This window comes from Methanomethylovorans sp., assembly GCF_050177135.1.
Taxonomy (GTDB): domain Archaea; phylum Halobacteriota; class Methanosarcinia; order Methanosarcinales; family Methanosarcinaceae; genus Methanomethylovorans.
The window spans coordinates 1-19,199 of the sequence record NZ_JBFXHJ010000029.1 but is presented as its reverse complement, the minus strand read 5'-3'; the positions used below and the strand labels follow the sequence as shown (position 1 = coordinate 19,199).

General features: G+C 44.5%; 21 protein-coding genes, 1 tRNA gene and 1 riboswitch. Of the genes, 11 read left to right on the top strand and 11 right to left on the bottom strand.

Annotated elements, in window-relative coordinates:
* Nucleotides 1-223 precede the first annotated feature (223 nt).
* The gene (gene ilvE, locus AB7U21_RS04040; RefSeq protein ID WP_428387190.1) at nucleotides 224-1,105 is read right to left on the bottom strand and encodes a branched-chain-amino-acid transaminase; all 882 of its coding nucleotides are present in this window, start codon (nucleotides 1,103-1,105) and stop codon (nucleotides 224-226) included.
* A gap of 342 nt (nucleotides 1,106-1,447) precedes the next feature.
* On the opposite strand from ilvE, the gene AB7U21_RS04035 reads away from it, so the two are divergent.
* Together AB7U21_RS04035 and AB7U21_RS04030 are read left to right on the top strand one after the other, a co-directional pair.
* Entirely contained in the window at nucleotides 1,448-2,524 is a 1,077-nt protein-coding gene (locus AB7U21_RS04035; RefSeq protein WP_333787273.1) for a uroporphyrinogen decarboxylase family protein, read from the top strand.
* A gap of 115 nt (nucleotides 2,525-2,639) precedes the next feature.
* A tRNA-Arg gene (locus tag AB7U21_RS04030) sits at nucleotides 2,640-2,714 on the top strand.
* A gap of 68 nt (nucleotides 2,715-2,782) precedes the next feature.
* On the opposite strand, the gene AB7U21_RS04025 is transcribed toward AB7U21_RS04030, so the two are convergent.
* Genes AB7U21_RS04025 through AB7U21_RS04010 form a run of 4 tightly spaced genes read right to left on the bottom strand, consistent with a single transcriptional unit; the run spans nucleotide 2,783 to nucleotide 6,362 of the window.
* Nucleotides 2,783-3,961, bottom strand: coding sequence for a multidrug effflux MFS transporter (locus AB7U21_RS04025; protein WP_333787274.1), 1,179 nt, complete (start codon nucleotides 3,959-3,961; stop codon nucleotides 2,783-2,785).
* 46 nt (nucleotides 3,962-4,007) lie between these two features.
* The gene (locus AB7U21_RS04020; protein ID WP_333787275.1) at nucleotides 4,008-4,757 is read right to left on the bottom strand and encodes an ABC transporter permease; all 750 of its coding nucleotides are present in this window, start codon (nucleotides 4,755-4,757) and stop codon (nucleotides 4,008-4,010) included.
* Between the two features lies 1 nt (nucleotide 4,758).
* The gene (locus AB7U21_RS04015) at nucleotides 4,759-5,745 is read right to left on the bottom strand and encodes an ATP-binding cassette domain-containing protein (RefSeq protein WP_333787276.1); all 987 of its coding nucleotides are present in this window, start codon (nucleotides 5,743-5,745) and stop codon (nucleotides 4,759-4,761) included.
* Between the two features lie 5 nt (nucleotides 5,746-5,750).
* Nucleotides 5,751-6,362, bottom strand: a complete 612-nt coding sequence (locus tag AB7U21_RS04010; RefSeq protein ID WP_428387187.1) for a TetR/AcrR family transcriptional regulator — start codon at nucleotides 6,360-6,362, stop codon at nucleotides 5,751-5,753.
* 178 nt (nucleotides 6,363-6,540) lie between these two features.
* On the opposite strand from AB7U21_RS04010, the gene AB7U21_RS04005 reads away from it, so the two are divergent.
* From AB7U21_RS04005 to AB7U21_RS03970, 8 genes are all read left to right on the top strand, one after another.
* Nucleotides 6,541-6,945, top strand: a complete 405-nt coding sequence (locus AB7U21_RS04005; RefSeq protein WP_333787278.1) for a hypothetical protein — start codon at nucleotides 6,541-6,543, stop codon at nucleotides 6,943-6,945.
* A gap of 207 nt (nucleotides 6,946-7,152) precedes the next feature.
* On the top strand, nucleotides 7,153-8,793 hold the full coding sequence (gene thsA / locus AB7U21_RS04000; protein WP_428387184.1) for a thermosome subunit alpha: 1,641 nt from the start codon (nucleotides 7,153-7,155) through the stop codon (nucleotides 8,791-8,793).
* Nucleotides 8,794-8,910: 117 nt separating this feature from the next.
* The gene (locus tag AB7U21_RS03995) at nucleotides 8,911-9,465 is read left to right on the top strand and encodes a biotin transporter BioY (RefSeq protein WP_333787280.1); all 555 of its coding nucleotides are present in this window, start codon (nucleotides 8,911-8,913) and stop codon (nucleotides 9,463-9,465) included.
* A gap of 4 nt (nucleotides 9,466-9,469) precedes the next feature.
* Nucleotides 9,470-10,285, top strand: a complete 816-nt coding sequence (locus AB7U21_RS03990; protein WP_428387182.1) for an ATP-binding cassette domain-containing protein — start codon at nucleotides 9,470-9,472, stop codon at nucleotides 10,283-10,285.
* On the top strand, nucleotides 10,270-11,097 hold the full coding sequence (locus tag AB7U21_RS03985) for an ATP-binding cassette domain-containing protein (RefSeq protein WP_333787282.1): 828 nt from the start codon (nucleotides 10,270-10,272) through the stop codon (nucleotides 11,095-11,097). Before AB7U21_RS03990 ends, AB7U21_RS03985 begins: the two co-directional genes overlap by 16 nt.
* Nucleotides 11,090-11,869 carry an energy-coupling factor transporter transmembrane component T family protein gene (locus AB7U21_RS03980; protein ID WP_428387179.1) on the top strand — a complete coding sequence of 260 codons (780 nt, stop codon included), beginning with the start codon at nucleotides 11,090-11,092 and terminating at the stop codon, nucleotides 11,867-11,869. The genes AB7U21_RS03985 and AB7U21_RS03980 overlap by 8 nt, the downstream gene beginning before the upstream one ends.
* Before the next feature lie 39 nt (nucleotides 11,870-11,908).
* On the top strand, nucleotides 11,909-12,253 hold the full coding sequence (locus tag AB7U21_RS03975) for an ArsR/SmtB family transcription factor (RefSeq protein WP_428387177.1): 345 nt from the start codon (nucleotides 11,909-11,911) through the stop codon (nucleotides 12,251-12,253).
* Between the two features lie 17 nt (nucleotides 12,254-12,270).
* Nucleotides 12,271-13,356, top strand: coding sequence for an SO_0444 family Cu/Zn efflux transporter (locus AB7U21_RS03970; RefSeq protein WP_428387192.1), 1,086 nt, complete (start codon nucleotides 12,271-12,273; stop codon nucleotides 13,354-13,356).
* Nucleotides 13,357-13,398: 42 nt separating this feature from the next.
* Here AB7U21_RS03970 and AB7U21_RS03965 read toward each other — a convergent pair whose 3' ends face one another.
* The 6 genes from AB7U21_RS03965 to modA form a co-directional block, all read right to left on the bottom strand.
* Nucleotides 13,399-13,974: a TOBE domain-containing protein gene (locus tag AB7U21_RS03965; protein WP_428387175.1), complete on the bottom strand. Its 576-nt coding sequence runs from the start codon at nucleotides 13,972-13,974 to the stop codon at nucleotides 13,399-13,401.
* On the bottom strand, nucleotides 13,958-14,161 hold the full coding sequence (locus AB7U21_RS03960) for a helix-turn-helix transcriptional regulator (RefSeq protein ID WP_428387174.1): 204 nt from the start codon (nucleotides 14,159-14,161) through the stop codon (nucleotides 13,958-13,960). The genes AB7U21_RS03965 and AB7U21_RS03960 overlap by 17 nt, the downstream gene beginning before the upstream one ends.
* Nucleotides 14,162-14,187: 26 nt before the next feature.
* Nucleotides 14,188-14,574, bottom strand: coding sequence for a hypothetical protein (locus AB7U21_RS03955; protein WP_428387173.1), 387 nt, complete (start codon nucleotides 14,572-14,574; stop codon nucleotides 14,188-14,190).
* Between the two features lie 138 nt (nucleotides 14,575-14,712).
* The gene (locus tag AB7U21_RS03950; protein WP_428387172.1) at nucleotides 14,713-15,831 is read right to left on the bottom strand and encodes an ABC transporter ATP-binding protein; all 1,119 of its coding nucleotides are present in this window, start codon (nucleotides 15,829-15,831) and stop codon (nucleotides 14,713-14,715) included.
* Between the two features lie 11 nt (nucleotides 15,832-15,842).
* On the bottom strand, nucleotides 15,843-16,511 hold the full coding sequence (modB, locus tag AB7U21_RS03945) for a molybdate ABC transporter permease subunit (RefSeq protein WP_428387170.1): 669 nt from the start codon (nucleotides 16,509-16,511) through the stop codon (nucleotides 15,843-15,845).
* Between the two features lie 6 nt (nucleotides 16,512-16,517).
* Complete coding sequence (gene modA, locus AB7U21_RS03940; RefSeq protein ID WP_428387168.1) at nucleotides 16,518-17,351, bottom strand: molybdate ABC transporter substrate-binding protein; 834 nt, start codon at nucleotides 17,349-17,351, stop codon at nucleotides 16,518-16,520.
* A 339-nt stretch (nucleotides 17,352-17,690) separates the two neighbouring features.
* Nucleotides 17,691-17,762, top strand: a riboswitch (Fluoride riboswitch).
* Between the two features lie 91 nt (nucleotides 17,763-17,853).
* On the opposite strand from modA, the gene eno reads away from it, so the two are divergent.
* Nucleotides 17,854-19,140: a phosphopyruvate hydratase gene (eno, locus tag AB7U21_RS03935; protein ID WP_428387166.1), complete on the top strand. Its 1,287-nt coding sequence runs from the start codon at nucleotides 17,854-17,856 to the stop codon at nucleotides 19,138-19,140.
* Nucleotides 19,141-19,199: the final 59 nt, after the last annotated feature.

Sequence of the window (19,199 nt, the reverse complement as noted above, 5' to 3'; positions counted from 1 at the left end):
AACGTCACAGGCATCAGAAGTAATATAGCGATCACAGAGTCATTAAGGTACTTTAAGTTTTCTAATATCACTTTTTCTTTGTCTGGTGCAGATTCCATGGGAACACCCTTTCTGATTCTATTATATAATATAATATAATATAATATAATATAATATAATATAAATGTTATATTAACTTAATGAGTAATTAATGTTTTTGAAAAAAAGTGAAAATAAAGAGGCTTTAATTTTTAAATATGGGAGTACCTGTTTTCTGGGTGATCTCTTCGAAAGCCTTTATCATCTTCCTTGTAATGGGACCTGGTTTTCCCGTTCCGATCGGGCGTCCATCTACCTTGACCAGTGGAGCGGCCTCTGCTGCTGTACCTGTAACAAAGATCTCATCAGCTGTATAGAGGTCGAACATTCCCAGGTTTTCCACTGAGACCGGTATGTTCATCTCTTCCAGCAGTTCAATGGCTGTAGCCCTGGTGATGCCTTTGAGGTTATTAATGGTGGGCGGTGTGTAAACCTTACCGTTCTTTATGATGAAAATGTTATCTCCTGAACCTTCGGAGAGATATCCGTTGCTGTCAAAGAATATGGCTTCATCGCCTCCCTTGGCATTTGCCTCTATCTTTGCGAGGATATTGTTCAGGTAGTTGAGGGATTTGATGTTGGGAGACAGTGCATCGGCCGCGTTGCGGCGAATTGAAACAGTGATCCCTGTAAGGCCGGTCTCATAAAGGTCTCCATACATAGCACCCCAGTACTGTGCGATGATGAACACTCCTGGCTTCGGGCATTTGCGGGGGTCGAGGCCAAGGTCGCCGACCCCTCTGGTGACCAGGGGCCTGATGTAAGCATCCCTGAGATCGTTCTTGCGCAGGGTTTCCAGAATGACTTCAGTCATCTCTTCTTTTGACATCGGGATCTCCAGGGCGATAGCCTTTGCCGAGTCATACAGCCTGTCCAGGTGTTCCCGTAACTTGAAAACACGCCCATTATAGGCTCTGATACCCTCAAAGACACCATCCCCATACAGGAAACCATGGTCAAATAAAGAAACAGTTGCCTGTGATCTGTGAACGTACTCACCGTTGCAGTAGATTAACAGTTCGCTCATTATAGTACCTCATTAAATCGATGTAGTGATTGATGTCAATCTATCATATATTTGCATTTCGATTCTCCGCATGGATAGAGGAAACCACCAGTTGATCGGCTCGAATTATTTGATCTGATGCACTTCCGTTAGGACCATGCATTTATGGTTCTGATAAGCTCTGCAGAATTGGATCATGAATATCAGATCTCCTTTTCTGTCGAGTCCTTTTTTTCATATATAAGCAAATATTTCCTCTATCTTCTTTCAGATTTTAAAAAACTCGTATTAAAAACACACATCTATTTATTGATAAGGCTCCATACATTTGAATACCTATTAATTATAGGGGGTAGTGAGTCAATGACACAAAGAATGACACCGTCTGAACGTATGATGGCCGTTATGACCGGACAAAAGCCTGATCGTGTACCAGTGGTCCCTTTCGTATTAGGCTATTCTTCAAAGATCACTGGCATATCACTTGGGGACTTCTATGCCGATGGGGATAAGTGTTTTGAAGCTCAGTTCGCTTCAATGCGCCTGCATGGTTATGAGCAGACCCCGATGTATGGCTATGCATCGCTGGGTGCGTTTGAATTTGGTGGCGAGATAGAGTATCCCTATGGTAAAGGTCAGGGTGCACCCTTCGTTAAAAAACATCCGGTGAAGAACATAGAAGACATCGAGAAACTTGAAGTGCCTGATTTTAAAAGAGAATTGCCCGGCGCATATAAGGAAGCAGATAAATTGGCTGCAAGATGTCATGCGATGGGAATGCCCGTTAGTGTGCAGATCGGCAGTACCTTTACTGCAACCTCGGTAGTTGCGGATACATCTGAATTTTTGAGCTGGCTTCTCATGGAGCCAAAGGCTGCACACTCACTGCTAAATAAAGTATGTGATATGTTCATCAATGCTATAGATTATTTTGCAGAGAAATATGGTGCTGAGAACATGCTCCCATTCGATGGAGGGCCTTCTGAATCCAATACTATGATCTCGCCTGAAATGTTTGCTGAATTCGCATATCCGTACATGAAAAGGATACATACCCACTTGAAAGAGCTGGGAGTGCATGCTGTACTTATGCATCCGTGTTCTGACCAGAACAAGAACATAGAACATTATGTCAAATTAAGGAACGAGCTGGGTTGGTCAGGAAAATATGTCTGGCTCTTTGGTCCCGAAACCCCCATTAAGGACCAGGTAAAGGCTTTTGGTGATCATGATGTCATCTGTGGCAATATCAATCCTCCTCTTTTCCTCACCGAGCCATATGAAAAATTACTGGAGATCTGTAAGCAGACAATACACGAAGGCATGAACTCGCCATCTGGCTTTATTCTTGCCCCCGGGTGTGAATTCCCTGTCAATGCAGCCCCCATCAAATTGATGGCCATGATGGACGCTGCAGAAATGTATGGCAGATATGAATGAATCAAGCATTGATTGCTTGATCTTTTATTTTATATACCAAAACCTGATTTGAGATTTTCTTTAGTTGATCGTACAAAAGGCTTTTATGTATAAACATCTATCACATACCCCTACAGGTCCCGTGGCTTAGCCAGGATATAGCATCGGGCTTCTAACCCGAGGGTCGGGGGTTCGAATCCCTCCGGGATCGTTTTTCTTTTTCAGTATTGATCATAGCACACTTGCTTTCAGAGCGAAGGCCTTTGAACTCAAAGAAGATCATGCACTTTCAATGCCCTTTTTCTGTAAAACAAGCCATGCTCCCAGTACAAGCACACCACTGATCAAAGCGATAGTGCCCAATATCTGTATCCTTTCAAACCAGTTCTGGGATACAAGCCACATGCCTACAGCCCCGAGGGTGAAATATGTGAATATTAATAAGGAAGATGCAGAACCTGCATCTCTGCGTACCTGCTCAAGCACGAGATGGTTACTTGGAGGTCTGCTGATACCTATCGAATATGTTATCATGGCCATAGGGATTGCAAAGCTCCAGGGCCCACGCTGACCGATGGTAAGGATAAGTATGCCACCCAGGACGATACCTGCAAAACCAGCAGTTATCAGGTTTTTGGAGTTCGTCCTTTCTGTCAGTTTAAGGCAGGACATGGATCCTGCCATCAGTGCAAGAGCATTGAAAGCAAATAAATAGCTGAAATTTTGCTCGCTCAGACCAAAGCCATTGATGTACACAGCCGAAGAACCGGCGATGAAACTGTATAACGGTAAAAGGCTTATGGACATCACAAGGACCATTATCACATATTTCTTATTGAGCAACAGTTTGCCATAAGAATGCATCACCCTTGATAAGGGAGTTTCTGATGCCTCTTTCAGTGTTTCAGGTGTTCTGAGGACTCCCAGAAGACCTATTACTCCCATCACACCCTGGGCAAAGAATATCCAATGCCATGAAAGATAAACCAGGATCCAGCCTCCCATGATGGGAGCGAACATAGGAGCCAGTGCCATTATGACCGCTATATAAGCAAGTATCCTTTCCCTTTCCTTTCCTGAGAATATATCCTTGGTCATGGCCATGGACAGGGATGCACTGGCAGCAGCTCCCGCAGCCTGTAGTATACGAAATGCTATCAGCATAGATGCACTGTTTGCCAAAGCGCAGAGCATACTGGCAAATATATACAGTGAGATCCCGGCGATCAATGGTCTTCTTCGTCCGTACCTGTCTGAAATGGGGCCGTAGATAAGCAGGAAGAAACCATAGGTGACAAAAAAGCAAATAAGGATCAGATTGACCACTGCCAGAGGCTTGTCCCATGTCACAGCAAGGGAAGGGATGGCTGGTAGTATCATATCAGTGGAAAATGCCGGAAATGCTGTTAAAAGTGCCAGTAACGGCACTATCTGTTTTAGTTCATCAGGCTTGTGCATCTTCTACCTTCTGTTTTTAAGCAGCTTCTGAAATTTCCACTGTTCCTCAGATACTTATCTTCCGGAACAGGTAGGCACCCAGTACTACCATGAATATTGTAAATCCGCTAAGCACAAAAAAGCTCAATACCGGGTCTATCTGGGAGGTTCCCAAAAGACCGTATCTTATCCCTTCTACTCCGTATGTGAGCGGGTCCAGCATGGTCAGGGACCTTAACCATGAAGGCAGGCTGTCTATGGGAAATAATGCTCCGGAAAGTCCGAATATTGGGAATACGACAAAGTTCATTATGAGCTGGAATCCATGCATGTCTTCCATTCTTGATGCAAAGGCAATACCAAATGCAGTGAAGGATAGTCCTATCAATGTCATGAATATGATTGCCAGAGCGAATCCAGGAATACTGCTGAGCTTCAGGCCCAGGAATAACGATATCACGAGAATTATGAGTCCCTGGATAAGAGCGGTTGTAGCTCCTCCAACGGTTTGTCCCAGCATGATCTCAACTCTGGATACTGGTGCAACCAGTGTTTCTTTCAGGAATCCGAATTGTTTATCCCAGATGATCTGTATGCCTGAGAATATAGAAGTGAACAGGACGCTCATGGAAATAATGCCTGGAATGATAAATCCTATATACCCGTGGCTCATGCCCGGAAGGCTGACCACGGAATCAAGGCCAAAGCCGAGTACAAGCAAAAAGAAAGTGGGCATGCCTAAGCTGCCTATGATCCTGCTTTTGGAGCGAAGATAACGTTTTACATTTCTTAACCAGATGGTATACACGATGTCCATTTTATCTCCTCTGAGGCTTGTGCGTCATACGCATGCGATCTTTGCTGCTGGCCTCTTCCTCTCTCATGGTTCTGCCCGTATAATACAAAAAGACATCTTCAAGTGTGGGCTTGTGAATTGAGATGGATCCAATCTCAATTCCATTGCCATATGCAATGTTTACTATCTCAGCAACATGTTTTTCGGCATTCTGAAGGTTGATGGTGACAGAACCATTATGGACGTCCACATGTTTCACCCACGAAAGTGCTTTGATGACCGAATGGATCTTATCTCTGTCCGGGGACATTATTTCGATCACATCTCCTCCTATGCTTTCCTTAAGTTTTTCCGAGGTGTCTAATGCGATTATCTTTCCTTTGTCGATTATTGCGATCCGGTCACAAAGCTTGTCTGCTTCTTCCATATAATGGGTGGTGAGGATTATTGTGATACCTTTTTCTTTGTTAAGTCTATCTATGTAGCTCCAGAGATGGTTCCTTGTCTGAGGGTCCAGACCAAGGGTTGGTTCATCCAGGAAAAGCACTCTGGGTTCATGCAGTAACCCTCTTGCTATTTCAAGGCGTCTTCTCATTCCTCCGGAATAAGTTTTCACAAGATTGTCCTTTTTGTCTTCGAGTTCCACAAGCTTCAGAAGCTCGTTTATCTTTCTCTCCCGTAAGTTCTTTGGGATACGGTACAATCTCCCATGAAAATCCATGTTCTCATAGGCGGTGAGTTCCTCATCGAGGCTCTGGTCCTGAAAAACAATACCAATGGATTTTCTGACATCATCTTGTTCTTTCAATATATCGAAATCGTGTACAGATGCTCTGCCGGAAGTTGGTTTCAGCATTGTTGAAAGCATGGACATGGTGGTCGTCTTACCTGCCCCATTGGGACCAAGCAAGCCGAATGCTTCTCCACTTTTTATACTGAATGAAATATGATCTACAGCAACAAATCCGTTAAATTCCTTGGTCAGGTTCTCAACCTCTATAGCCACCATTGCACTCAATCTCCTATGCCCTCGAATAATAGGTCTATCTTTGCAGATATGTCTCTTGAAAAAGAGAGTTCGTTCTCTGACTTCAGCCACACCATTAAAGTGTGAAAATACACGGCGTTCAGAGCTTCGGCTGCTATTCTTGTATCAATGCTCACTTTTACTTCTCTTTTTTTTATTCCCTCTTCCAGAAGGTCCAGGATCACTTTGGTAAGGCGGGAATGCGGGTTCCTGTCTTTATCAGGAACATCTCTGGAATTCTTTATATACCTTCCATATTCAAAGAACAGCAGTTTTGTCAGATCTTTGTCCTTCTCGTAACTTTCAGCAAGAGCTACAAGAAACTTCTTGATCCTTTCTTTTGTATGAAGGTGATCGATAGCTTCGTTCTCTGTCAGGTCGCAGATCAAATCGGCCTTTTGCTCCGCAAAGTAAAACACAAGGGATTCTTTTGTCGGGAAATAATTAAAAAAAGTACCTTTTGCTATGCCGGCTTCTTTTGTTATTTCATCGATCGTGGTGTTTTCGAAGCCTTTTTCTTTGAAAAGCTTTCCGGACACCTCAAAGATCCTGTTCTTTGTCTCGATCTTCTTTTTTTCACGGAGGGACATGTTACGCATTTCTTTCTATCTGATCTCAGTTAAATATGACTGGGGTCATTAATGACCATGGTCATATTTAAATGTTCGGTTTTAATTTTGAATAAATGAGTTTATCGGCATGTATGGTGTACAAAACATGGATTTGAGAAACTCTTATGTGCTTTCATTACCATCTTTTCTATGCAGGTGGGTTGTAATGGAAAAGGTCCAAGTCTTCATGGATAAATTAGATAACGGAAGTTTCAAGTCTTTTGATATTGACTTGCTTATCAAGCAACTTGTTCAGGATGCGAAGCTCGGAAAGGCGAAGGTAGAAAATGAGGATATCCAATGGCTACATACATATCAGTTCGCCTTACAGCAGCTTGAACTTCATCTCAGGCAGTCTCCCTCCACAGTCCATCAGGGGGACTGGAGAGAGGTAGCTGAAGATGTTTCCAAAGTTAAGCTGATGATCGATGAGATGGATCAAAAGAACATCATCTCTAATGTGGCATGGAATGCAGGCGGGTTGGCCATATTCAGCATTCCCGATCCTGCATGCTATAAGGAACATGTTTACTGTGCTATTCTCAATAGTATCAAAAAGTTATACCTTTAGGCATGCCTTCATTCAAAACGGTACTTCTTCCTTTATTTTTTGTGGTCCATATTTATCTCAAGTCCTTTTCTAACCGCACTGGTTATCTTTATATAGAACTGCTTGCATCTAGATTCAACTATCGAGTGTTGAATATCTTCGATAAAGGCACTTCAATGTTCAAATTGATCGTTCAATTATCCAACACTATATGAGGAGGTTAATGATTTGGCAGCACGAACAGCTGGACAACCAGCATACTATTCAGGTAACAGAGCTCAGAGGACTAGGGGTAGAGATGCACAGAGCATCAATATCCTTGCAGGAAAGGCTGTGGCAAATGCAGTGAGAAGCACACTGGGTCCCAAAGGCATGGACAAAATGCTAGTGGACTCCCTAGGTGATATAGTTATCACCAATGATGGGGCTACCATTCTTAAGGAAATGGATATTGAGCATCCTGCTGCCAAGATGGTGGTAGAGGTTTCCAAGACCCAGGATGATGAAGTGGGAGATGGTACTACCACTGCAGCTGTGCTTACAGGGGAATTGCTCACAAAGGCAGAAGAATTAATGAATAAAGGTATCCACCCTACAGTTATAACAAGTGGATACAGGCACGCCGCTGCAAAATGTGAAGAGGTCCTGAAAACGATCACTATTGATGTTTCACCTGAAGACAGAATAGCTCTCAAGAAGATCGCTTCAACTGCGCTTACAGGCAAGGGTGAAGGAGAATTACACAAGGACTTCCTGTCTGAGATCGCCCTTGATGCTGTACTTTCCGTTGCCGAGAAGACAGATTCAGGCTACAAGGTCGATACAGATGACATAACTATCGAGAAGCGTGAAGGCGGAAGCATAAAGGACACGGAAATAGTCCAGGGACTTGTAATAGACAAGGACCGTGTCAGGCCCAACATGCCCCAGAGGATCGACAACGCTAAAATAATGTTGACAAGCTTTGCTATCGAGTTCAACAAGATCGAAAAGGATGCTGAGATAAAGATCACATCTCCTGAACAGATGCAGCTGTTCGTGGATCAGGAAGAGAAGATGATCAAGGCGAAAGTCGATAACATCATCAGGACCGGTGCAAATGTGGTATTCTGTCAGAAGGGCATCGATGACCTTGCCCAGTACTATCTTGAGAAGGCTGGCATATATGCCTGCAGAAGGATCAAGAAGAGCGATATGGAAAAGCTTGCCAGGGCAACAGGTGCTACTATTGTGCAGGATGACACAGAGATCCTCACTGAAGACATTGGTTACGCAGACTATGTGGAAGAAAGGGATATCAAAGGCACCAAGATGACCTTTGTGATGGGCTGTAAGGATGCAAAGACCGTATCTCTGATCCTTCACGGAGGAACTACCCATATTGTAGATAGCCTGAAACGTGCGCTCAATGACGCACTGAGAGTTGTAGGTGTTTGCCTGGAAGACGGCAAGGTAGTGGTAGGTGGCGGTGCAACTGAAATAGAACTTGCACTGAAGCTCAGGCAGTACGCTTCCACGCTCACAGGCAGAGAACAGCTTGCAGTAAATGGATTCGCAGATGCCTTGGAGATCATTCCGCAGACCCTTGCCGAGAATGGTGGACTTGATCCGATAGACATACTTGTTGAGATGCGTTCCCAGCATGAGAAAGGTAACAAAAGAGCAGGTGTGAACGTATATACCGGCAAGGTCGTTGACATGTGGGAAGAGAACGTCATTGAACCACTGAGGGTAAAGACACAGGCGATCAACTCAGCTACTGAAGCTGCCGTTATGATCCTCCGGATCGACGATGTGGTTGCATCTTCAGGGAAGAGCAAGGCAGGTGCAGGAGGCATGCCGGGCTCCGACGTAGAACTGGGAGATTGATCCAGTTCTTTTTTCAAAATGGTTTACTATGGCCGAACTTGTTCCGGCCTTATTTTTTCTTTTTCCTATATTGTCAGATGCTAATCTTTAAATTCAATGTAAACCAGTTTTGTAACCGTGGTTTACAATAATCCCATATTTAATGATAGATCTCATACTGACCTGAAAAAAATGGTCTTTGCTGCCCTCTTCGCATCTCTCACAGCTGTAGGTGCGTATGTAAAGATCCCTTTGCCCATTACGCCTGTTCCTGTGACAATGCAGGTATTCTTCGTATTGCTTGCAGGTTCCATGTTGGGTAGCCGATGGGGGACTATTAGTATGGTGGTGTACCTTTTATTGGGTATAGCAGGCTTTCCGGTATTCGCAGGAGGGGCTTCTGGCATGGGGGTGCTTTTTGGTCCAACCGGAGGCTATCTTGCAGGCTTCATTTTTGCAGCATTTGTAACAGGCAAGCTCCTGGAAATTCTACCCAAGCGCTCTATACTGAAAAATTTTCTATGTATGATAATCGGATTAATTATCATCTATTTATTTGGAGCCTTCCGGTTGATGTCCTTAGCACATCTGACATTCCAGCAAACAATGATCGCAGGAGTATTACCTTTCATTATAGGGGACCTGGTCACATTGATGCTTGCTGCATTCATAGCTGAACGATATGAGGTATAAGTGCATGATATCCATTAAGGGCCTTTCATACAGCTATCCCGATGGCACATATGTGCTTGATTCCATTGATCTTGAACTAAAAATGGGTGAATTTGTAACCTTAATGGGTCCCAATGGCTGTGGCAAGTCCACTCTGTCCAGGCACTTGAACGGCCTCTTAAGGCCCACTGAAGGTTCTGTGGAGGTGATGGGTATGGATACGAGAGACTCTTCTCATCTCTGGAAGATCAGACAGGTTGTTGGTATGGTTTTTCAGAACCCTAATGTGCAGTTCTTTGGAAGCACACTGGAAGAGGATATTGCCTTTGGTTTAGAGAATTTAGCACTTCCGCCTGCAGAGATCAGATATTTGGTTTCAGAAGCATTAACAGTTACTGGTATGGAAAAGTATAGGTATGCTTCTCCAGGTTCCCTGAGCGGTGGCCAGAAACAGAAAGCGGCCATTGCAGGGTCTTTATCTATGGGTTCTAAATTCCTCGTGCTGGATGAAGCGACTTCTATGCTGGACCCACGATCATGCACAGAAGTGCTCAATATAGTGCTTTCTCTTAAAAAAAAAGGAATAGGCCTGCTTTATATAACCCACCGGCTGGAAGAAGCACTGATCTCAGACCGTGTTCTGGTGATGGATAACGGTAAGGTCATAGCCGATGGTGCACCGCGTGACATTATCAGGGAATTCCTTCGGGACCATGATCTTTTTGAGGTGCCCCCTTTAGTGCAGCTTGCACTAAGACTTGAAGACGCAGGTATTATTCACCTGAATGGTCAGCCATTGTCTCCACTTACTCTGGCGGAGGGGATATGTCGGTCATTGTAGAAAATGTCAGCTTTTCCTATGCACGAAAAACCCAGTTAGAGCAAATGGTGCTTGACAAAGTGAGCCTGAAGATAGAAGAAGGTGAATTTCTGGTCATTATGGGAGAAGTAGGTTCAGGGAAAACCACTCTTGTAAAACATTTCAACGGCCTTTTAAAGCCCTCTTCAGGAAAAGTGACTGTGGATGGGTATAATGCAGCTTCTGTTCATGCCAGGAAACTAGTAGGAATGCTGTTCCAGTTTCCCCAGCAGCAACTATTTGCAAGGACAGTGTTTGAAGATGTCGCTTTTGCACCATCCAACTTTGGAATTTCCGGTGAGGAATTGCGTTCAAAAGTGAGCTGGTCATTAAAACTGCTGGGAATGGATGGAAAGATCGCTTCAAGATCACCTTTCAGTTTAAGTAATGGCCATATGAGGCTGGTGGCCCTTGCCGGTGTCATCGCTGCAAGTCCTAAATATATCGTTCTTGATGAACCCTTCACAGGGCTTGATCCTAAGGGCAGAAAAGAACTCTCCAAGGCATTGGCACAGGTTCATGCCATGGGGATCACTATAGTGATCATAACTCACAATTTAGATCATGTGTTGCCCTCAGCTACCAGGATGGTTTTCATGGACCAGGGAAAAATAGCATTTGATGGCACACCTGAGGACTTTTTTTTATCTACTCTTCCACAAATTCCTGATATTCCTTTGTTGATGAGGGAGCTTCGCAGATGCGGGATAAAGGTCGAAGAAAAAATATTCGATGTGGAAGAGGCTTTCCAGGAAATAATGCGTATCAAAAGGATGGGAACAGCACATGAATGAACTGTTCTTTTCCTACATTGAGGGAAGATCTGTTCTTCACAGGCTGGACCCCCGTACGAAACTTGTATCAGTAATGCTGCTTAGTGTTGTTGTACTGGGGGCATCCAGTTCTCAGGATATGGTTTTGTTATCAAGTGCTTTTCTCTTATTTGCACTTCTTGCAAAGCAGGGAATAAAGCACCATCTTAACTCTCTTCGTCCCATGCTGTTGTTCTTCATTTTCATTTTCTTGGTAGAGGTCATGTTCTCAGAAAGTGAGGGACTGTTTTACCTGGGGCCATTAGGTGTAAGTTATGAAGGACTCTGGAAAGGGATGCTTGTTACTTCACGATTCATTCTGCTTGTCCTTTTTGCCTCATTGCTTATTTCAACCACAAGTCCTTCCCTCATTACTTTGGGTATAGAAAGGATGCTGCGCCCACTACCTCTTTCTCTGTTGGGCATTTCATCCTATGACCTTGCCACCATGATGTCCATTTCCATGCGTTTTGTGCCCTTGCTTCACGAGAGTCTGCAGCAAATCACAGAAGCACAGGTTTCCAGAGGTATGGATCTGCGTCGTAATCCTTTGAAGGCCATTCCTTCCATAGCTGTGCCTATGATCCGCAATACATTGCGTGTGACAGAGGACCTGGCGATGGCTATGGAAAGCCGATGTTATCAGGGTGCATACAGGACATCCATGTTAGAACTGGATATGCACAAAGAGGATTGGCTATCTCTCTTGATAGTGGCATTTATAATTATTTTGTTCTTCTATCCCCCGATCTGACGGTTACTTATATGAACTATTGTTCATATGTTCATATATATGTCCCATTCATGCATGGATGAAGCAGCTATTAAAGCTATGATCCATAGGCTGCCCTCTGAACAAGTGCTGAACCGCATATGCCAAACTTTTGGTGCATTACAATGCACAACACGTCTGCAGATCCTTCTACTTTTACAGCAGTGTCCTCTTTGTGTGACTGATATTGAAAATATGCTGGGACAATCCCAATCGGCTATCTCTCACAGCTTGCGTACCCTGCGCCAGCTAGACCTTGTGAGGACAAAAAGAGAAGGCCGTTTTACTGTCTATCATCTGGCTGATGAGCACGTAAGTGTACTTGTGGAGATGTGCAAGCAACACGCAAAGGAGATGGAATCCTGATATCCGAAGCATCGATCATACAGATCCTGTATGGCATTTCATTTGAATCCTGGTCACTTTTCCTGGAGATGTCTCCTTATCTTTTCCTGGGATTCCTGATCGCAGGCATATTGCATGCATTTGTGCCGGACGAAAAAGTGCTGTCTTATCTGGGTGAATCAGCAGGAAAAGTAAGGTCTGTGATCAATGCATCTATCATGGGTTTGCCGTTGCCGTTATGTTCATGTGGAGTGGTACCTACGGCCTTATCTCTTAAGAAAAGAGGTGCAACAAAAGGGGCTACGTTATCCTTCATGATCTCTACACCGGAAACAGGAGTTGATTCCATTGCGATTACCTACGCTTTGCTTGATCCCATAATGACGGTATTCAGGCCATTGGCTACACTGTTCACGGCTATAGCAGCAGGCATAGTTGAAAACTTTTCATCGGTAACTGAGAAGAAGACCCATTTAAACAAACCCCTTGTCATGATGCACGCTCCAGCTATCCAAGGATGCGGTTGTTCCTGTCCGGGAGGGGCATGCTCTTCGGATATTAATACTGGTACAGTTCCCAGAATATCAGCTGGTATAAAGTATGCATTTGTAGACCTTCTTGGGGATATTTCAAAATGGCTGATAATAGGGACCATAATTGCAGGCATTATTGCATACTTGATACCTGAAGAGGTTATCAGTTCCTATCTGGGAGGTGGGATTTTTTCAATGTTGATAATGCTTCTGATAGGCATACCTCTCTATATTTGTGCGACCACGTCTACGCCTCTTGCTGCAGCACTGGTTGCAAAAGGTATGAGCCCGGGTACAGCTTTTGTGTTCCTCCTTGCAGGGCCGGCAACGAACGCTGCGACCATCACCATGGTAATGAAATTCCTGGGAAAAAGGACTGCAATGGTCTATGTTGGCATGATAGCAGTATGTTCCATTGGCTTTGGACTGCTGCTTGATTTCATCTATCTGGGTCTTGGGATCCGGGCAGCAGCAATCGTGGGAAGTGGAGCGGATATTGTACCTCCCTACATCCAGCTTGCATTTGCTCTTTTGTTGCTTCCCCTTATGGCCTATGGGATAGTCCGAAAAAAGTGTAATTTAGAACATTGATCAATGTTTTAAGAGAAAAGGCAGGCAGAGGATACCATAGACTTAATCCTTCTTTACCGCCCTTTTACCAATAAGGACTTCAGTAGACTTGATCACTGCAAAGACCTCGTCACCTTCTTTTATATCCAGCTTTTCAACTGCCTCGGTGGTAATAAGTGAGCTGAGCACTGCAGCTTCTATGGATACTTTTACCCGGGAGGCCAAATCTCCTTTTTCCACTTCAATGACCTTTGCAGGTATCCTGTTGCGCGCGGAAAGATGTAATCCAAGGTCCTCCCTGAAAGTTTCATCGTGCATGGTATCATTGAGCAGTTGCTTGCTTATATCGTATTCTCTTATGAGTTTACGACCAGCATCAGTGAGAAAGGTTCCCTGTTGTTTTCCTCCCCTTGTTGTCATTACCACGTCCTCCCCTAAACGTTCGCTCATCTTATTGAGGACCAGCCATGCATGTTTGTAGGAAACACCTACCTTGCTGCAGGCTTTGCGCAGGGACCCTTCTTCATCTATGGCCCTGAGGAGCGCGACTTTGCCTTCTCCTATTACGGGTTTTCCGTCTTCCGTGATCCAAACTTTCGCTCTTGTTTCCATTTCTCTTGTTTTAGAGGTCACTCTCATCGAATATAAAAAGTTCGTCTAACGTAGAGTTCAGGCATTTTGCTATCCTGTATGCAAGTTTCAGCGATGGGTTATATTTCCCCTTTTCCAGAAAACCTATTGTCTCCCTGCGCACGCCGACTTTTTTTGCCAGGTCTTCCTGGGTAAGATCGTATCGCGCTCTGAACTCTTTGATCCTTGTCTGCATGCAACACCTCTTTAATAGATCTTTGATCAGTCCATATCACCCTTTGAAAGGAAATACCACTGGAAACCTTTTGCAGTCACCAGCATGAGAATTCCGAGAATGAACACTACTGCGGATACAGTGAGTTGTGCAAACTGCAGGCGATCTATCCAGAATATCAGGTTCAAAGCGAGAAATGTGATGAGCCATGAGTATGACAGGCCATAAGCACCCAGCTTCTTTGTCCTCTCATCTTTTTCAGGCAGGTTCCCTGTCCTTCTCAGCCTGATCAGCAGTACAGCTATAAGGGCCACACCGATGTTGATCAATATATTCGCAACCTCTTCATTGCCTATTTGCAGGACACTCGCCGTCACTCCTGCCACAAAGGCTATTATTGCTGCATAAAGGCTATATTTATATCTCTTATCCATATTGAATACCTCTCATTATGTGTGATATTTTTATCTTAATGTGATATATTTCTAACATTTTGGTATAAATAGTTAACTTATAGGTGTGGCTTGAACATTTTATATGAAGCTATATTCTCAATAAAAAAAGTGTTAAGATCAGACGAATATCAGTATGTCCCTGGATGCAAATGAAAATGTGCAACCGCATCCCTGGGAAAGGTTAAGTTCTTCATACGCTTTGTTCGATACTTCAGAGATCAGTATCCTTCTCTCTTTGTTCGATCCTACTGCTATGAGCTTGCTCGTGCCTTTGTTGACGATGCTCATAACTTTCCCGCTGAAACGATTTTCATGCATTCCTATATTGTCCTTATCGGGACCAACAAGGATGATATTTTCGGGGCGAATGCCCCATGATACCCTTTTATCAGGTTCAAGATCAACGTGTCTGGCAATTATATCCAGATCCCCTGCCTTGAACAATGTTCTATGTTCATCTATGTGGTGTGTAAATACGGCATCATCAAATATATTGGTCACACCGGCAAGCTCTGCTACGTGTCTGTTCTTAGGATGGTAAAATACCTCTTCAGGGGTGCCTGTCTGCTGCACTGTCCCTTCATGGAAAACTATGATCCTTTCAGCAAGGGTGAAAGCCTCTACGGGGTTATGGGTGATGAAAAGCACGGGTATGTTCAGTTCTTTCTGGATCAGTTTTATCCTTTCCCGCAACTTCATGCGCACGATCATATCCAGTGCGGAAAAAGGCTCGTCCAATAGCAAAATGTCCGGTCCGGGAGCCAGAGCACGGGCCAGAGCCACACGTTGTTTCTGTCCTCCTGAAAGCTGTGAAGGATAATGGTCCTCCAGTCCTTCTATATGTAAAAGATGGAGCATTTCTCGCATCCTCTTTTCCTTTTCCCTGTCTGTCCTTCCCCTGAGCCCGTATGTGATGTTTTTCTTTACATCCATGTGGGGGAAAAGGGCGTAGTTCTGGAACACATAACCAAGGCTACGCTGCTGGGGTGGTAGGTCTATGTTCTTATGGCAGTCGAAGTACACCGTGCCGTTCACAGTGATCTTTCCCCCATTGGGTTTTTCCAGCCCGGCGATACATCGTAAGGTAGTGGTCTTTCCAGAGCCTGACTGGCCAAAAAGGACTATCAGTTCATTGCCTGCTTCAAAGCTGACATCCACGGTGAAAGAGGGTTCTTTTCCTTTCTTCCTGCCATTGTCCTTGTAAAATCGTTTTCTGAAGTCAACTTTGATACCCATGCGTACACACCTCAGATCTTCCAGCTATTTACAAGTTTTGTAGTGATGGCCATGGATATCAGGGACATGAGCACGAGTATTATCACCAGTGTGTTCGCAAGTTCACTGTTGCCGCCCTGGAATGCACTGTAAATGGAGATGGCCATAGTGTTTGTCCTGCCCGGAATATTCCCGGCGACCATAAGTGTTGCACCGAACTCTCCTACTGCTCTTGCAAAACTGAGCACTATGCCGGCAAGTATGCCTCTTTTAGCAAGAGGCAGGGTGATGAACAATGCGGTTTCAAGCTCGCTCTTTCCTAATGTATAGGCCACATATTCGAGCTCCCTGTCAACAGCCTCTATGGCGGCTGTTGTCGTCTTGACCATCAGGGGCAAAGATACGACAAATGCAGCTATGACCGCTACCTGCCAGGTAAAAAGTATACTGATCCCTGTAAGGTCGAATAAAACTTTTCCAAGGGTACCGTTCTTCCCGAGAAGCACGACCAGCATGTATCCAGTTACTGTGGGAGGAAGTACCATGGGAAGCGTGACTAAGACATCTACAAGCCATTTACCCATGAATTCCCTTCTGGCCAGGATATAAGATATCAAAGTACCCAGTATTGCCACTATTAACGAGGATACCAGTGATATCTTAAGCGTTATGTATAAAGGGAACCATACCTGGTCAAGCATTTGAGTTCATCCGGTCTGAGGAATACTGAATCCATATTGTTCCAGTATGTATCTACCTTTTTCCCCAGTTACGAAATCTATGAACAGCTGTGATTCTTTCGGGTGCTGGGTAGCTGAAACGATTGATATTGGGTAAACAATTGGCATACTCACAGGAACTGAAGAAACCACTTCAATTGTGTCCGGCTGTGCTGATGATACATCGGTCATGAATACAAATCCAGCATCAGCTTCTCCTCTCTCCACAAAGACAAGTGAATTTTTCACTGTGTCGCCTGTAAGTAGCTTATTCTGTACACTGTTCCACAAACCCTCCTCCATAAGCGATTGTTTTGTATACCTCCCTACAGTTGAGGCCTCTGTATCACTAAGTGCTATCTTCTTCACTTCAGGCTTGGACAGGTCTTCTATACTTGTAAGGTTAAGCACGTTGCCTTTTGGGACTATCATCACAAGGGTACTCCCGGCGAAATCTTTTCGTGAATCGTTGTAAACCAATCTCTTTGATGCTAGCATATCCATATGGATCACATCTGCCGGAGCAAACACATCTATAGGTGCACCTCCTTCTATCTGCATCCTTAGAGAACCTGCGTTACCGAAGTTCATTATCAGGTCTATTCCCGAATTGTCAGCCTCAAACTCTTTTTCCATATCTGTGAAAGCTTCTGTCATTACTGCAGAAGCAGATACTGTAATGGCTGTCTTTTGTGCTGTTTGTTGCTGATCTTGTTGCTTTTCACCATTCGAACCCATGAACATAGCCGCAATGGCTATGACAATAACGATCGCTATGGCAACCGTAAATAACGTCTGGTTCTTTTTATCCGTACAGAACACCACCTTATATTCAGATCAGAATGATCTTGGGATTGAGCTGCCGGCAGGTTTTGGCCAGGTAGTCTTGCATTCTAAAGTGCTGCCAGCAGCGTTATGTCGGAGTAGACATATCGAATACTCAATCCATATTATGTTATAAATAGGTTTCTATATTGAATTTAACTCTGCATTTAAACCGATTTTGTGTTCACATTACTATTGCTTAGCGATCTCCTGTTGGTATTAGCAGATCAGCTTGCAAATAAAAGACGGGTGTAAGTTCTATTGAATGATCGAATGCTGATCAATCAAAGCACGATCAAAGTTTGCGTAATTTATTTATCTGATGCAAGTAGACCCTCTGAGAAAGGTGATGGGGTCCGCCTAGACTCTCGGGTCTAAACCGCTCAAGCTAATGACTTCTACAATGGTGTTTAGACTTTATACTATCTTTAGTAAGTATCAGGCGGCTTGACAGGTATTATTCTAAAGCATAGTGATACGAATACAGGAGTAGGAAAAGATGAATACTACAATACAAAATATTCACGGACGCGAGATCCTTGATTCAAGGGGTAACCCGACCGTCGAAGTAGATCTCTTACTGCAGGATGGGACACGGGCAAGAGCTGCAGTGCCTTCCGGTGCGTCTACTGGGAAACACGAGGCATATGAGCTTCGTGATCGCGATCCGAAGCGTTATGGTGGAAAAGGTGTGCTCACTGCTGTTGCTAAAGTGAACAATAAGATCGCTGATGCTCTCATAGGAATGGATGCTCTTGACCAGGAAGGGATCGATAGAACTCTGATCGAACTTGATGGTTCGCCCAATAAAGCGCGGCTAGGTGCAAATGCCATTCTCGGTGTATCCATGGCAGTCTCCCGGGCTGCTGCGCAGGCCACAGGAGTGCAGCTCTTTGAGTATCTGAGCCCTGACAAAAGCTATCTTTTACCGGTTCCGATGATGAACGTGCTGAACGGCGGGGTGCATGCACAATGGCAGGGAGCTGATTTTCAGGAGTATATGATCGTCCCTCTTGGAGCTCGTGATTTTCAGACAGCTCTGCAATGGGGTGCAGAAACATACCACGCATTACAGAACATTCTGAAAAAGAAAGGCTACCCGACTGCAATTGGAGATGAAGGCGGGTTTGCACCAAAGGTCGCATCCAATGAGGAGCCACTGGAACTCATCACACTTGCCATCGAAGAAGCAGGATATAGGCCTGGTAAGGATATCTGTATCTCACTTGATCCCGCATCCAGCGGTTTCTATTATGAAGGAAGATACGAACTGCGGCGGGAACAAAAAATGTTGACTTCTGAAGACATGGTCAAATATTACGAAATGCTTGTGGAGAATTATTCTATCATCTCCATCGAGGATGGGCTGGCCGAAGAAGACTGGTCTGGCTGGAAGTTGCTGACAAAAAAGCTGGGGGAACGAATTGAGCTGATCGGGGATGATATATTTGTTACTTCTCCTGAACTTGTTAAACGTGGAATTGAAGAAAACGCTGCAAACTCTGTACTGATCAAACTCAATCAGATCGGGACAGTTACCGAAACACTTGCAACCATGGACCTGGCCAGGAATGCCGGCTGGGGCCTGAATGTTTCCCACCGCAGTGGAGAGACCATTGATTCGTTCATCTCAGATCTCACCGTAGCTACCTGTGCCGGCAAGCTCAAGACCGGTGCTCCCTGCCGGGGTGAAAGAGTAGAGAAATACAACCAGCTGCTTCGTATAGAGGAGGAACTGGCAAACAAAGCGGTCTATGCTGGCAGAAGAGCATTTGTGAGGGGATAATGATCTATGCCGAGTGTCCATGGTAAGATGGCACAGGCAAAGCAGGTCGTGAATTAAAA

Coding starts and splice junctions, on each gene's coding strand:
- ilvE (WP_428387190.1), bottom strand. CDS start 1,105: ATGAGCGAACTGTTAATCTACTGCAACGGTGAGTACGTTCACAGATCA.
- AB7U21_RS04035 (WP_333787273.1), top strand. CDS start 1,448: ATGACACAAAGAATGACACCGTCTGAACGTATGATGGCCGTTATGACC.
- AB7U21_RS04025 (WP_333787274.1), bottom strand. CDS start 3,961: ATGCACAAGCCTGATGAACTAAAACAGATAGTGCCGTTACTGGCACTT.
- AB7U21_RS04020 (WP_333787275.1), bottom strand. CDS start 4,757: ATGGACATCGTGTATACCATCTGGTTAAGAAATGTAAAACGTTATCTT.
- AB7U21_RS04015 (WP_333787276.1), bottom strand. CDS start 5,745: ATGGTGGCTATAGAGGTTGAGAACCTGACCAAGGAATTTAACGGATTT.
- AB7U21_RS04010 (WP_428387187.1), bottom strand. CDS start 6,362: ATGCGTAACATGTCCCTCCGTGAAAAAAAGAAGATCGAGACAAAGAAC.
- AB7U21_RS04005 (WP_333787278.1), top strand. CDS start 6,541: ATGGAAAAGGTCCAAGTCTTCATGGATAAATTAGATAACGGAAGTTTC.
- AB7U21_RS03990 (WP_428387182.1), top strand. CDS start 9,470: ATGATATCCATTAAGGGCCTTTCATACAGCTATCCCGATGGCACATAT.
- AB7U21_RS03985 (WP_333787282.1), top strand. CDS start 10,270: ATGTCGGTCATTGTAGAAAATGTCAGCTTTTCCTATGCACGAAAAACC.
- AB7U21_RS03980 (WP_428387179.1), top strand. CDS start 11,090: ATGAATGAACTGTTCTTTTCCTACATTGAGGGAAGATCTGTTCTTCAC.
- AB7U21_RS03975 (WP_428387177.1), top strand. CDS start 11,909: ATGTCCCATTCATGCATGGATGAAGCAGCTATTAAAGCTATGATCCAT.
- AB7U21_RS03965 (WP_428387175.1), bottom strand. CDS start 13,974: ATGAGAGTGACCTCTAAAACAAGAGAAATGGAAACAAGAGCGAAAGTT.
- AB7U21_RS03960 (WP_428387174.1), bottom strand. CDS start 14,161: ATGCAGACAAGGATCAAAGAGTTCAGAGCGCGATACGATCTTACCCAG.
- AB7U21_RS03955 (WP_428387173.1), bottom strand. CDS start 14,574: ATGGATAAGAGATATAAATATAGCCTTTATGCAGCAATAATAGCCTTT.
- AB7U21_RS03950 (WP_428387172.1), bottom strand. CDS start 15,831: ATGGGTATCAAAGTTGACTTCAGAAAACGATTTTACAAGGACAATGGC.
- modB (WP_428387170.1), bottom strand. CDS start 16,511: ATGCTTGACCAGGTATGGTTCCCTTTATACATAACGCTTAAGATATCA.
- eno (WP_428387166.1), top strand. CDS start 17,854: ATGAATACTACAATACAAAATATTCACGGACGCGAGATCCTTGATTCA.